This is a genomic window from Rhodococcus sp. SORGH_AS_0301, assembly GCF_030818285.1.
Classification (GTDB): Bacteria; Actinomycetota; Actinomycetes; order Mycobacteriales; family Mycobacteriaceae; genus Rhodococcoides.
On the sequence record NZ_JAUTAC010000002.1, the window covers coordinates 3,614,628 to 3,628,013 of the forward strand.

At 69.2% G+C, this 13,386-nt stretch carries 10 protein-coding genes; 5 read left to right on the forward strand and 5 right to left on the reverse strand.

Going from position 1 to position 13,386, the window contains the following annotated elements:
* The first annotated feature begins 144 nt into the window (after window positions 1-144).
* Window positions 145-1,689: a hypothetical protein gene (locus QE397_RS17695; RefSeq protein ID WP_307096424.1), complete on the forward strand. Its 1,545-nt coding sequence runs from the start codon at window positions 145-147 to the stop codon at window positions 1,687-1,689.
* 7 nt (window positions 1,690-1,696) lie between these two features.
* Window positions 1,697-2,485 carry a bifunctional hydroxymethylpyrimidine kinase/phosphomethylpyrimidine kinase gene (gene thiD, locus QE397_RS17700; protein ID WP_056443661.1) on the forward strand — a complete coding sequence of 263 codons (789 nt, stop codon included), beginning with the start codon at window positions 1,697-1,699 and terminating at the stop codon, window positions 2,483-2,485.
* A 3-nt stretch (window positions 2,486-2,488) separates the two neighbouring features.
* Here thiD and pyrE read toward each other — a convergent pair whose 3' ends face one another.
* From pyrE to QE397_RS17720, 4 genes are all read right to left on the reverse strand, one after another.
* Window positions 2,489-3,025, reverse strand: a complete 537-nt coding sequence (gene pyrE, locus QE397_RS17705; RefSeq protein ID WP_037186299.1) for an orotate phosphoribosyltransferase — start codon at window positions 3,023-3,025, stop codon at window positions 2,489-2,491.
* Between the two features lie 24 nt (window positions 3,026-3,049).
* Window positions 3,050-3,616 (reverse strand): hypothetical protein, encoded by a 567-nt coding sequence (locus tag QE397_RS17710; RefSeq protein ID WP_222633151.1) that lies wholly within the window; start codon window positions 3,614-3,616, stop codon window positions 3,050-3,052.
* 69 nt (window positions 3,617-3,685) lie between these two features.
* A complete protein-coding gene (locus tag QE397_RS17715; protein WP_285187319.1) occupies window positions 3,686-4,474 on the reverse strand; it encodes an SDR family oxidoreductase in 789 nt (262 codons plus the stop codon).
* Window positions 4,475-4,529: 55 nt separating this feature from the next.
* Window positions 4,530-5,159: a hypothetical protein gene (locus tag QE397_RS17720; protein WP_056444305.1), complete on the reverse strand. Its 630-nt coding sequence runs from the start codon at window positions 5,157-5,159 to the stop codon at window positions 4,530-4,532.
* 214 nt (window positions 5,160-5,373) lie between these two features.
* Here QE397_RS17720 and QE397_RS17725 point away from each other — a divergent pair, with 214 nt between their 5' ends.
* On the forward strand, window positions 5,374-9,456 hold the full coding sequence (locus QE397_RS17725; protein WP_373425253.1) for a biotin carboxylase N-terminal domain-containing protein: 4,083 nt from the start codon (window positions 5,374-5,376) through the stop codon (window positions 9,454-9,456).
* The gene (locus tag QE397_RS21850; protein WP_373425254.1) at window positions 9,411-10,844 is read left to right on the forward strand and encodes a carboxyl transferase domain-containing protein; all 1,434 of its coding nucleotides are present in this window, start codon (window positions 9,411-9,413) and stop codon (window positions 10,842-10,844) included. The genes QE397_RS17725 and QE397_RS21850 overlap by 46 nt, the downstream gene beginning before the upstream one ends.
* Window positions 10,845-10,926: 82 nt before the next feature.
* Here QE397_RS21850 and QE397_RS17730 read toward each other — a convergent pair whose 3' ends face one another.
* Window positions 10,927-11,787, reverse strand: coding sequence for a hypothetical protein (locus QE397_RS17730; protein ID WP_307096427.1), 861 nt, complete (start codon window positions 11,785-11,787; stop codon window positions 10,927-10,929).
* Between the two features lie 118 nt (window positions 11,788-11,905).
* On the opposite strand from QE397_RS17730, the gene QE397_RS17735 reads away from it, so the two are divergent.
* Entirely contained in the window at window positions 11,906-13,312 is a 1,407-nt protein-coding gene (locus QE397_RS17735) for an amino acid permease (RefSeq protein ID WP_307096430.1), read from the forward strand.
* Window positions 13,313-13,386 lie beyond the last annotated feature (74 nt).

The following is a 13,386-nucleotide window of genomic DNA, read 5'->3' on the forward strand; positions in this document are numbered from 1 at the left end:
CACACTTCGATGACGAAGTAAATCTGAAGTAAAGGTCTAGGCGGACCGGAAGGTACGTTCTGTTCGGTCGGGGGACGCGTACACCATTCTTCACCGCTTCTCGGATACGGCAGGAATGCCGTCTTCGGTATCGAAAGGCCATTCATGTCGGACAAGTCCATCACCCGTGCCCGCAGGACGCGGCTCGCTGCAGCAGGCGCCGTGCTCGCCGTGTCGCTGGCTGTCGCCGCACCCGCCGTGGCCGTCGCCCAGCAGGATCCGCCGGACAGCTCGGAGAGCAGCGAGTCCTCCTCGAGTACCACCACCGAGGCTCCCGCCACGTCGAGCACCGAGCAGGCACCCTCGGCGACGGATGCGCCGCCGGTCACCACCGTGCCCACCACCGCTCCCCCGGCCCGGCCGCTGCCGCAGGTCACCGGTTCCGTCGTTGTCGACGACGAGGGCAACTCCTCCATCAAGGTCGACATCGACGCGAAGCTGACCGAGGACGAGAAGAAGGCACTGCAGGTGGCCAAGGACGCCACCAAGGCCGCCGTCGACGCCATCAAGAAGGCGCAGGCATTCCTCGACGACGCCATCGCCGCAGCGCAGGGCGGCGACGCCGCTGCCGAGGCCGAGGTCGACGAAGCGAAGGCCGAGCTCGAGGCATCCAAGGCCGAGGAATCGGCGTCGGTCGCCGAGCAGGAGAGCATCGTCGCCGCCGGTGTCGCCGCCAAGGCGCAGGAAGAGGCGGACGCCGCCAAGGCTGCAGCGGACGAGGAGAAGAGCAAGGCGGACGCCGCTCAGGCCGAGGCCGACGCTGCGAAGGACAAGGCCGACGAGCTCGAGGGCGACGCTGCCGCGGATCCGACCGAGGCAGAGTCCGCGCGTGCGGACGCCGATGCGAAGGCCGAGGCCGCAGCCGCCGCGCGCACCGCCGCGGAGGAGGCCACGAAGGCTGCCGAGGAGTCGCTGAAGGCCGTCGGTGACGCGTTCGCGACGCTCGACGCCGCCAAGGTCACCACGGCGATCCAGGCCGCGTACGCGAAGGCGTCGACGCTCTTCGCCGCTGTCGTCAAGGCAGCGACGACGCAGGTGGCCGCCACGGTCGCCGAGGAGAACGCGAAGCGGCTCGAAGCAGCCGGTGACGCCGAGGCGGCAGCAGCAGCCGAGGCCGCCGCAGCAGCGAAGGCCGAGGCCGACGCAGCTGCGAAGGATGCCGCGGACAAGAAGGCCGCCGACGAGGCTGCCGCGGAGAACGCCGCCGAGGAGACCGTCACGGTCGAGGTCGGCGACGAGAAGAAGGAGGACGTCGAGGTCGCGACCATCGACTCCACCACGGTCGAGGTCACCGCCTCCGGAATCCGTCTCATCGGCTTCTACGTCGACGGCCCGACGCGCACGTTCAAGGTGGTCGACTACTTCACCGACGACGAAGGAGGGCAACGTCATCGTCGCCGGCGAACTGCCGGAGATCGGTCTCGTGTCGTCCGAGTCGAGCCTCGCGGGGTCGGATCAGGCGAGTGCCTCGAACGACGAGGGCGGACTGCCCGTCGCCGCGATCGGCACCGGCGTGGCCGTCGTCGCCGTCGCGGGTGTCGGTGCGTTCGCACTCTCGCGTCGCAAGGGCACACGCTCCTGACGACCGAGCGCGTGGGTGCGGGGGCTCTCTCGGCCCCGCACCCACGCGCTCTCGGCGTTTTGGGATGATGAAGACATGCCGACACTCGCCTACGTCATCGCCGGATCCGAAGCCACGGGAGGCGCCGGCCTGCAGGCCGACCTCAAGACGTTCGAGCGGCTCGGGGTCTACGGCGTCGGCACCATCACCTGCATCGTCTCGTTCGATCCGAAGGCCGGGTGGGGCCACCGTTTCGTCCCCATCGCCGGACCGGTGATCGCCGACCAGATCGAGGCGGCGACGGCTGCCCACTCACTGGACGTCGTGAAGATCGGCATGCTCGGCACACCCGAGACCGTTGCCACCGTCGCCGAGTCGCTCCGTCAGCAGCCGTGGCGACACGTCGTCGTGGATCCCGTCCTCATCTGCAAGGGCCAGGAGCCGGGCGCGGCGCTGGACACGGACAACGCCCTGCGCGCCGAGATCCTCCCGCTCGCGACCGTCGTCACGCCGAATCTCTTCGAGGCGCAGACCCTGTCGGGAATGGACTCGATCGAGTCCGTCGACGATCTGTCGGAGGCCGCCCGCCGCATCGCGGACCTCGGACCGCGCTACGTGGTGGTCAAGGGCGGCGCGGGTCTGCCCGGCGACGAGGCCGTCGACGTCCTGTTCGACGGCACCGACGTCTCGGTGTTCCGTGCGCCGAAGATCGGCGAGGAGCGCGTCTCCGGAGCCGGCTGCATCTTCGCCGCCGCCATCACCGCCGAGCTGGCGAAGGGTTCCTCGGTCCAGGACGCGGTGGCCACGGCCAAGGACTTCGCGCACGCCGGCATCGTCGGCCGCGTGACGACGAACGCGCCCTTCACCGCCGTCGGCTGGCAGTAGAGCTCAGAGGTTCAGGTCGCCCAGACCGAGGAGGGACCGGTACTCGAGACCCTCGGCCGCGATGACCGCGTCGGCGCCGGTGGCGCGGTCCACCACCGTCGCGACGCCCACCACGACGGCACCGGCGTCACGCAGAGCCGCGACGGCCGTGAGCGGGGAGTTGCCGGTGGTGGTGGTGTCCTCGACGACCAGGACCCGTTTGCCCACGATGTCCGGGCCCTCGATCTGGCGCTGCATGCCGTGGGCCTTGGCCGCCTTGCGGACGACGAACGCGTCGATGGGACGGCCCGGCGCGTGCATGACCGCCAAGGCGACGGGGTCGGCACCCATGGTGAGTCCGCCCACGGCGTCGAAATCCCAGTCCGACACCAGTTCTCGCATGAGCTGCCCGATGAGGGCACCGGCGCGGTGGTGCAGCGTCGCACGGCGGAGGTCGACGTAGTAGTCGGCTTCCGTGCCCGACGACAGCGTCACCTTCCCGTGCACGACGGCCAACTCGCGGACCAGTTCTGCCAGTTCGGACTTCTCGGTAGCTGCCACGACCAGTGAATCTATCGGGTGCGCTCAGGCGGCGTGCTGCGGCGCCCGCAACCACGCCGTGTCGGCGTCCGCGGTCTCGGCGAACACAGCGGGCGCCCGGACGCCCAACAGCCGGACGACGGGTCCGGACAGCGGCGAGTCGGCGAGCGAGGCCAACGACGAGGCCTGCGTGTTGTACACGCGGACGGCCCCGGCGACGCGATGCTCGATGCGATCGAGTTCCGTTGCGGGCGAGCTGAAGTCCCACCCGAGAGGCCCACTGGCCCGACCGTCGAAGAGCACCTCGTGCAGCGCGACCGACAGCGCGTTCTCGGCGCCGGCCCGGGCGCCGAGCTCGGCGCGCCGATCCCGCATCATGGCCGACAGCGACCGCGCTCCGACGAGTTGGTTCACGGCGGCGCGGTCGAGATCTGCGTCGACGGCAGCGCGCACGAGATCGGGGATCACGGCCCGTCGTCGATCGAGCTCGATCTCGAGCAGGTTCAGTCCGGCAGCGACGGAGTCGGCCGACCGACGTGTCCGCCGGACGACCGACACGATCCAGCCGATACCGATGATCATCACGAACGCCACCAGGGCCACAACAGTCACACCAGAAACATAGCGCCGTCGAGTATGAACGTCGACCCGAGGTCGAGGGTTCGCCCCGGCCGCCGGAGCCTACGTGCGACCGCGCGCGCTGCCGACCAGGGAGACCACGCGGCGAGCGATGGTACGGGGCACCAGACGCGATACCGAAGTCAGTGACTTGTACTGAAGCCCAGGCACACTCAGCACGGTGTTCTTCTCCAGGTCGGCGAGCGAGGCGTCGACGACCTGGTCCACGGAGAGGTACATGAACGACGGAATCGACGACATCTCGATGCCGGCGCGCTCGTGGAACTCGGTCCGCACGAAGCCCGGGCACAGAGCCTGGATGCGGACGCCGGTGCCGGCGAGACCGCCCGCGAGACCCTCGCTGAACGAGACGACGTACGCCTTCGACGCGGAGTACGTGGAACCGCGACCCGACAGCAGGCCGGCGACGCTGGCCACGTTGATCACCGAGCCCTTCGCACCCGCGATCATCGACGGCAGCGCCGCGCGGGTGAACTGCATGACGGCGGTGACGTTGACGTCGAGCTGCGACTGCAGCAGCGCGGGATCCGCCGTCCAGAACTCGCCGGACGTGCCGAAGCCGGCGTTGTTGATCAGGACCTGCACGCCCTCCTGCAGTCGGGCGACCACGGCAGCGCGGCCCTCCTCGGTCGCGAGGTCCGCGCCCAGGATCTCCGACGAGGTGCCGTACGACGCGCGTAGCTCGTCGGCCAGTGCCTCGAGCCTGACGGTGTCGCGGGCGACCAGGACGAGGTCGTGGCCACTGGCGGCGAGACGGCGGGCGAACCCGCCGCCGATGCCGGACGTCGGACCGGTGACGAGTGCGATGGGCCGCGGTGTTGGAGTCGACATGCGCACGAGACTAACGGGTGAGGTTCCTCACGGCAGCACGTGGCTGATGAAACGATCAGTCGTCGCGTCCGGGTGCTGCGCGGCGTCGCGAGGGCGGCAACACGTGCAGAAGGCCGGACAGGCGGGTGACGGCGTCGATCGCGGCGTCCCAGTCGCGTCCCGAACTGCCCACCGGAACGGTGCCCAGCGTCCACGGACCCTCGCTCCACAGCAGCTGCACCACATCGGGCACCGAGTGCGTGAATGCGACCATGCGCTGGTCACAGACTCGCCGTGCCACGTCGAGGTCGGTCGCGAAGATGATGCGCGGACCCAGCGAGCCGAGGAGCTGCATGTCGGCCTCCTTGGGCGGCGGCGTCGTGCGGGACCGCAGATCGAGGTCGACGTCGGATCCCACCTCGCGGCGCACCGCCACGACGGTCGCGGCGTCCTCGAGGTCGAACAGGACGAACTCCTCGCCGCGTCGCACACCCTCGACCACGTCGACGGCACCGAGGAACTCCTGGTTCGCCATGGCCGCGCGCGAGAAGGTCGACGGCAGGTCGGGATCGGCGGGAACGTAGTGGTAGCCCTGCGCTTTCGCCCAGATCTGACGCACCCGGCCCTGCTGTCCGCGGCGGGCGCGATCGATGTACAGCAGTGCCACCGCACCGAGGAGTGCGATCAGAGCAAGGCCGAACCACATCGCTGTCATCGCTCTCCACTGTACTTTTCCCGGGGCACGGCGCCGTCGTCGGCCCATCGTGTCATTACCCGCCGGTATACCCGTGGGTAGCGCATCGCCACAGGTCAGTGACCGATCACGACCCTTTCGGGCGTTGGTGAGATGTACTCGCCAGTACGCTCGTGGACCGTCACACTGGCTCGGAAGACACTTTCCCTTCGAGACGGCGGAGCGCATGTTCACACGCATAGCAGTAGTCAACCGAGGCGAAGCAGCTGTTCGCCTCATCCGAGCGGTACGCGAGCTGAACAACGAATCGCGGTCCGCCGAGCCTCTGCGCGTCATCGCTCTGCACACCGACGCCGAGCGGAAGGCGATGTTCGTCCGCCAGGCCGACGAGGCCGTCACGCTCCGCAAGACGGGCGTGCAGAACCCGTACCTCGACTACGTAGAACTCGAGCGCGCACTCGTCGAGGCCCGCGCCGACGCCGTGTGGGTCGGCTGGGGCTTCGTCGCCGAGGACCCGACCTTCGCCGACATCTGCGCTCGCCTGGGCATCACGTTCATCGGCCCGTCCGCTGCCTCGATGCGCCTGCTCGGCGACAAGGTCGAGGCCAAGATCCTCGCCGAGAAGGTGGGCGTCCCGGTCGCGCCGTGGAGCGGTGGTCCCGTCGAGACCCGCGCCGATGCACGTCGGCACGCCGCCGCCATCGGTTATCCCCTGATCATCAAGGCGCGCAGCGGCGGTGGCGGTCGCGGTATCCGCAAGGTCTTCGCCGAGGACGAGCTCGAGCTCGCACTCGAGCGCACCCAGGGTGAGGCCGAACGATCGTTCGGCGACCCGGTCGTCTTCCTCGAGCGGCTCGTCACCGAGGCGCGCCACGTCGAGGTCCAGGTCATCGCCGACACCCACGGCAACGTGTGGGCACCCGGCGTCCGCGACTGCTCGATCCAGCGTCGCAACCAGAAGGTCATCGAGGAGTCCAGTTCGGCCGTTCTGACCCGGGAGCAGGCCGACGAGCTGCGCGCCGCCTCCGCGGAGCTGGTCCGCGCCGCCGGGTATCACGGCGCCGGCACGGTGGAGTACCTCTACCAGCCCGAGCAGAAGATCTTCACGTTCCTCGAGGTCAACACGCGCCTGCAGGTCGAGCACCCCATCACCGAGGTGACGACGGGCCTCGACCTGGTCAAGCTGCAGATCCTCGTCGCGGGCGGCCACGCGCTCGAGGGCGACTGCCCGACCGAGTTCGGTCACGCCGTCGAGGCACGACTCAACGCCGAGGACGCCGACAACGGTTTCGCACCGGCGCCCGGCACCGTCCGGTTGCTGAAGTTCCCGCTCGGATCGGGCCTGCGCGTCGACACGGGCATCGCCCAGGGCGACGTCATCCCGCCCGACTACGACTCCATGGTCGCGAAGGTGATCGCCTGGGGCCGTGACCGTTCCGAGGCCCTCGCCCGGCTGCGCACCGCGCTCCGCGAGACCACCGTCGTCATCGACGGCGGCACCACCACGAAGTCGTTCCTGCTCGACCTGCTCGACCGCGAGGAGCTCATCGACGCCACTGCCGACACCGGCTGGCTCGACCGCACCGGCGCGGGCACCGCGGAGGGCCCCACCCGCGTCGCCGACGTCGCACTGATCGCCGCGGCCGTCGACGCCTACGACGCGGACGAGGCCCGTGAGCGCGCCAAGTTCCTGCTGTCCGCCCGCGGCGGCCGTCCCCGCGCCAGCCACGACATCGGCCGCACGGTCGAGCTCAACTACCAGGGCCAGGGCTACCGCCTGACCGTCGGCCAGGTGGGACCGCACCGCTACCTGGTCGCGGTCGACGACCACGAGATCACCATCGACATCGAGCGGCTCGGCACCTTCGAGCGTCGCGCCGAGATCGACGGCACCCGCTACTCCGTCGTCACCGTGCCCGGCCCCGCCGGGTATCTCGTCGAGGTCGACGGCGTGAGCCACCAGATCAGCCAGGACGAGGCCGGCCTGGTGCGCGCACCTGCCCCCGCCGTCGTCGTCGCCGTGCCGGTCGCCGTGGGCGACGAGGTCGAGGCGGGACAGACGCTCGTGGTCCTCGAAGCCATGAAGATGGAGACCGCGGTGCGCGCCGCCTCGGCCGGTCGGGTGAGCGAGGTGCTCGCCGTCGTCAACGCACAGGTCGACAACGGCGCGGCGTTGCTGCGCGTCGACCCGATCGGTGAGACGGCCGCCGCCTCCACCACCGCCCGGGTCGAGTTCCGCTCGCCGTGCGGCGACGCCGACCGCGACGACCGCATCGACGCACTGGCCCGTCTCGACGAACTGCGGGCTCTCCTCAGCGGATTCGACGTCAGCGCGTCCCGTGCGCTCGCCACCATCGCCGAGTACGACGCTCTGCGCGGGGCACTCCCGCGCAAGGACGGCGAGCTGGTCCGCGCCGAGCTGGACCTGCTCACCACCTTCGCCGACATGTGCGAGCTGACGCGTAACCGTCCGACCATGGACGAGGAGGGCACCGACGAGCGCGTCCACAGTCCGCGCGAGCACTTCCACGCGTTCCTGCAGTCGCTCGACGCCGACGTCCAGGGCCTGCCGGACGAGTTCCGCGACAAGCTGGCTCGCGCACTGCGGCACTACGACAAGAACGATCTCGATCGCGGCACCGATCTCGAGGAGGCCGTCTACCGACTCTTCCTGGCGCAGCAGCGCATCGAGAACCAGGTGCCGGCCATCGCGGCGCTCCTCGATCGGTGGATCGCCGACCCGTCGGTCGCCCCCGACGCGGACAGCGCCGTCGGTGAGGTGCTCGACCGCCTCGTCGTCGCGACCCAGGTGCGGTACCCGGTGATCGGCGACGTCGCCCGCAACCTCCGTTTCCAGTTGTTCGACGAGCCGCAGATCCGCAAGGCGCGCGAGCAGGTCTACGACGGTGTCCGCGGCAGTCTGCAGTACCTGGCCGAGCGGCCCGACGCCGACGATCACCAGGAGCGCATCGACGCCCTGGTCGCCACGGAGGAGCCGCTCGTGGAGCTGCTCTCCCAGCGCATGTCCGATCCGGGTGCCCTGCTCGAGGTGATCACCCGCCAGTACTACGAGATCCGTGACTTCGAGGACGTGAAGGCCTTCGATCGCGAAGGGCAGCACTATGTCTCGGGCACCTTCACCCTCGTCGGCGGCAAGGTCAACCTGCTCTCGACGATGACCGATCGCGCGGGCCTCTCGTCGACGCTGGTGGCGCTCACCGAGACCGCGGGGCCGGCACCCGAGAACCTCGCGGTGGATCTGTACCTCTCGTGGCCGACAGCTCCCGAGGACGGCGACCAGGTGGTCGAGGAGCTGCGCACCGAGATCGCCGCACACCCGGCGACCACGTCGTGGCGTCGCGTCACGGTCACCGTCTTCGGACGCGGCACCGGCATCTCGCGCCAGGTGACGTTCCGGCCGCAGGCAGGCGTTCTGACAGAGGACGTCTCGCTCCGCGACCTGCATCCGCTCACCGGTCAGCGACTGGACCTGTGGCGCCTCAAGAACTTCAACGGCACCCGCATCCCCTCCGCACCCGGCACGTACCTGTTCGATCTGGTGGCGAAGGACAACCCCAAGGACGAGCGACTGGTCGCCCTGGCCGAGATCCGCGACGCCGCAGTGCAGTTCGACGCCCAGGGCAACGTGGTCTCGGTTCCCGCCATCGAGCGCACGCTCTCCGCGTGCCTCGACGGCATCCGCCGCGCCCAGGCTCGCCGCGGCAACCGCCGCCTCGACCACAATCGCGTCGTCCTCTACGTGTGGCCGGTGCTGAACCTGCCGCTCGACAAGCTGCGCATCGTGGCCCGGCATCTCGCGCCGCTCACCGTGGCCGCCGGTCTCGAGGAGATCACCATGATGGCCCGCGTCGTGGTGCGCCCCGGCGCGGAGCCCACCATGCAGGCCCTGCGCTTCTCGTACCGACCCGGTACCGGAGTGGTCACCAAGATCACCGACCCGCCCACCGAGCCCATGCGCCCGCTGGACACGTACACGCAGAATGTGCAGCGCTCGCAGGCACGCGGCACCGTCTACCCGTACGAGCTGATCCCCGTGCTGACCAAGCGCGACGGTTCCTTCGTCGAGTACGACCTGGACGAGTCCGGTGCGCTGCAGCCCATCTCGCGTCCGTACGGCCAGAACACCGCGGGCATCATCGTGGGCCTGGTGTCCACGCCGACGGCGCTCTACCCGGAGGGCATGACCCGCGTCGCCCTGTTCGGCGATCCGACCAAGGCGTTGGGCACGGTGGCCGAGGCCGAGTGTGCGCGCGCGTCGTCGCCGCGATCGACCTGGCCGAGGAGATGAACGTCCCGGTCGAGTGGTTCGCGCTCTCCTCCGGCGCGACCATCTCCATGGGCAGCGGCACGGAGAACATGGACTGGGTGTCGCGGGCTCTGCGCCGCATCATCACCTTCACGCAGGCCGGTCACGAGATCAATGTGATCGTCGCGGGCATCAACGTCGGCGCGCAGCCGTACTGGAACGCCGAGGCCACGATGCTCATGCACACCAAGGGCATCCTGGTGATGACGCCGGAGAGCGCGATGGTGCTCACCGGCAAGCAGTCCCTGGACTACTCCGGTGGCGTCTCCGCGGAGGACAACTTCGGCATCGGTGGCTACGACCGCGTCATGGGCCCCAACGGGCAGGCGCAGTACTGGGCTCCGAACCTCGGAGCAGCGTGCGATGTCCTCTTCGCCCACTACGATCATGCGTATCGCGCACCGGGAGAACGCTTCCCGCGCCGCACCACGACCGTCGACCCGGTCGACCGCGACGTGCGGACCTACCCGCACGTCCACCCGTCGAGCGACTTCAAGACCGTCGGCGACATCTTCTCCTCGGCCACCAACCCGGAGCGCAAGAAGCCGTTCGACATCCGCACCGTCATGCGCGCCGTGGTCGATCAGGACCACGCCGTGCTCGAGCGGTGGGCCGACATGGCCGACGCGGACACGTCCGTCGTCTTCGACGCCCACCTCGCCGGTTACCCGGTGTCGGTGATCGGCATCGAATCGCGCGCCATCTCGCGCAAGGGATGGTTCCCGTCCGACGGCCCCGACCAGTGGACATCGGGAACGCTGTTCCCCCGCTCGTCCAAGAAGACGGCCCGTGCGATCAACGCCGCCAGCGGCAACCGCCCGCTGGTGGTGCTGGCCAACCTGTCCGGCTTCGACGGATCACCGGAGTCGCTGCGCAACCTGCAGCTCGAGTACGGCGCCGAGATCGGCCGTGCCATCGTCAACTTCGACGGACCGATCGTGTTCTGCGTGGTCTCCCGGTATCACGGCGGCGCGTTCGTGGTGTTCTCCGGAGCGCTCAACGAGAACATGGAGGTGCTGGCCGTCGAGGGATCGTTCGCGTCCGTCCTCGGTGGTGCACCGGCCGCGGCAGTGGTCTTCACGCGAGACGTCAACAAGCGCACCGCATCCGACCCGTCCGTCCGCGATCTCGAGGCACGCATGAACTCCTCCGAGGACGACACGGAGCGGGCCCGGTTGCAGGTGGAGCTGTCGGCCACCCGCACCGCGGTGCGCTCGGAGAAGCTCGGTGAGGTGGCGTCCGAGTTCGAGGCGGTGCACAACATCGAGCGAGCGCGGACCGTCGGTTCGGTGCACCACATCGTGGCGGCCGCCGAACTGCGCCCGCAGATCGTCGCGGCGATCGAGCGCGGAATGGCCCGCCAGGCCTGACCTGATCGACAGAGAGACACCCTCCCCCGCCTGTGCGGGGGAGGGTGTCTCTCGTTCGGTGGTGTCGGTCGACGCCCCAGCGTCAGTTGAAGCCGATACCGGCGCTGACGATGACCTCGGCGGTGATGGACCCGTCGGCCAGCGGGGTGCCCTGCACCACGATCGAGGTGCCGGGCGCGAGGTCCGCCACCGTGGCGGCGCCGAGTGCGAGGATCTGCGTGTTCGCGTTCGTCACCACAGTGACGGTGGACCCGCCGATCCCGTCCATGACGATGGTGGTGCCGTCGTTCGAGATGATCGTGCCCACGGAGGCCCCCTGAGACCCCAGCGCCTCCCCCACTCCCCCGGGAATCTGCTCCAGACCCGGCAGCGAGCCCAGCGGCGGGACGCTCGTCGACGGCGGCGCCGTGGTCGTGGGCGGGGCGGAGCGCGGCGTGATGGCCGGCGCCGCGGTGCGCGAGGACGACGTCGAGTCGTACAGCAGATAGGCCCCGGTGCCGATGAGTGCGATCACGACGAGCGCCGCCACGACGATGAGTGTGGTCTTCGGACCGCGCGGGGGCTTGCTGTCGCCGTTCTCGAGGAAGGGCGCCTCGCCGTACTGGTTCTGCTGGTACTGGTTCTGCTGGTACGGGGGCTGCTGGTACGGGGGCTGCTGGTACTGGGGATAGCCCTGTGTCGGGTAGCCCTGCTGCTGCGGATGACCCTGCTGTGCCGGGTAGCCCTGAGTCGGATACTGCTGCTGCTGGGGGTAGCCCTGCTCGTACGGCGGTTGCTGGGCGTACCAGTCGCCTGCCGGGAGCGCCTCGGTCGGGTTGTAACCGGACTGCCCGTAGGCCTGGCCCGGATCCGACGTGTGACCGGGAGTGCCGAGGTACTCCGTCGGCTGGTCGCGGTCGCGAGCCGAGTCGTCGTTGTCGCGCGGTCCGGTCGGCGTCGTCATGACCTCAGGATAGTCCCCGAAAAGACCGGGCAAATCGGACGAGATGTGCCGTGCGCCGGGCACCGAACCGACCGTTGTGATCGACTCGGAAGGTTCGCATCTCACGAGGAGAACTGACATGTCGATCGACAACAAGGACGCGGACCCAGTCAGCGCGACCGGACAACCCGGCGCTCTGGGAACCAGCCTGAAACCACGTCACATCACCATGATCTCGATCGCCGGTGTCATCGGCGCCGGACTGTTCGTCGGATCCGCGACCGCGATCAACCTGGCCGGCCCCGCCGTGCTGTTGTCGTATCTGTTCGCCGGCATCCTCGTCGTCCTGGTGATGCGCATGCTCGGGGAGATGGCGACCGCCAACCCCGACACCGGGTCGTTCTCCACGTATGCGACCCGCGCGCTCGGCCATTGGGCCGGGTTCTCCGTCGGGTGGCTCTACTGGTGGTTCTGGGTGCTGGTCATCCCGGTCGAGGCCACGGCCGGTGCGCTGATCATGTCGTCGTGGATCGGCGGTGACCAGTGGATCTGGGCGCTCGCCATCACGCTGATCCTCACCGTCACCAACCTGCTGAGCGTGGGCAACTACGGCGAGTTCGAGTTCTGGTTCGCGCTCATCAAGGTGGTCGCGATCATCGGGTTCATCGCGCTCGGCGTGCTCGCGATCCTGGGTCTGCTGCCGGGCAGCGACGTCAGCGGGGTATCGCACCTGTGGTCGGACGGCGGGTTCATGCCCTTCGGTTTCGGTGCCGTCATCGCCGCCATGCTCACGACGATGTTCTCGTTCATGGGCACCGAGATCGTCACCATCGCCGCCGCGGAGTCGCCCGATCCGAAGAAGGGCATCACCCGCGCGGTCAACTCGGTGATCTGGCGCATCATGATCTTCTACCTCGGCTCGATCTTCATCGTCGTCGCCCTGGTGCCGGCCGCGGAGCTCGACGCCGAGACCGGCTCGTACCAGTTCGTGTTGGGGCAGATGAACATTCCGCACGCGGACCGCATCATGGACGTCGTCATCCTCACCGCCGTCGCCTCGTGCCTGAACTCCGCGCTGTACACGGCGAGCCGCATGTTGTTCTCGCTGTCCGAGCGTGGCGACGCCCCCGCGGCGGTACGCAAGGCATCGAGCCGCGGCGTGCCCTACGTCGCCGTACTGGCCTCCACCGCACTAGGATTCGTGGCCGTCGTCGGCAACTACGCGCTGCCGGAGAAACTGTTCGGGTACCTGCTCGCGACCACCGGTGCCGTGGCTCTCTTCGTGTACCTCGCCATCGCGGCCAGCCAGTTGGTGTTGCGGCGCACGCTCGACCGGGAGGGTCGCCGACCTCCGGTGCGCATGTGGCTGTATCCGTGGCTGACGTATCTGGCGATCGGCTTCATCGTCGTCGTCCTCGTGATGATGGTGATCATGCCGGAGCAGCGGACGGCCATCGGCTTCTCCGCGGTGCTGGCAGCGGTCACCGTGGTGGCCGGTGTGCTGCGTCAGCGACGCGTGACCGCCGCCGAATCCGCGCGCGTCTGACAGCCCCGCCACCGTCGTTCAGAACGGTGGCGGGTCGTCGATCGCTGCGGCTTCTCGAGCTCGGCGGTTGCGTG

Coding starts and splice junctions, on each gene's coding strand:
- QE397_RS17720 (WP_056444305.1), bottom strand. CDS start 5,159: ATGTGGTTCGGCCTTGCTCTGATCGCACTCCTCGGTGCGGTGGCACTG.
- QE397_RS17725 (WP_373425253.1), top strand. CDS start 5,374: ATGTTCACACGCATAGCAGTAGTCAACCGAGGCGAAGCAGCTGTTCGC.
- QE397_RS17715 (WP_285187319.1), bottom strand. CDS start 4,474: ATGTCGACTCCAACACCGCGGCCCATCGCACTCGTCACCGGTCCGACG.
- QE397_RS17735 (WP_307096430.1), top strand. CDS start 11,906: ATGTCGATCGACAACAAGGACGCGGACCCAGTCAGCGCGACCGGACAA.
- QE397_RS17695 (WP_307096424.1), top strand. CDS start 145: ATGTCGGACAAGTCCATCACCCGTGCCCGCAGGACGCGGCTCGCTGCA.
- QE397_RS17730 (WP_307096427.1), bottom strand. CDS start 11,787: ATGACGACGCCGACCGGACCGCGCGACAACGACGACTCGGCTCGCGAC.
- thiD (WP_056443661.1), top strand. CDS start 1,697: ATGCCGACACTCGCCTACGTCATCGCCGGATCCGAAGCCACGGGAGGC.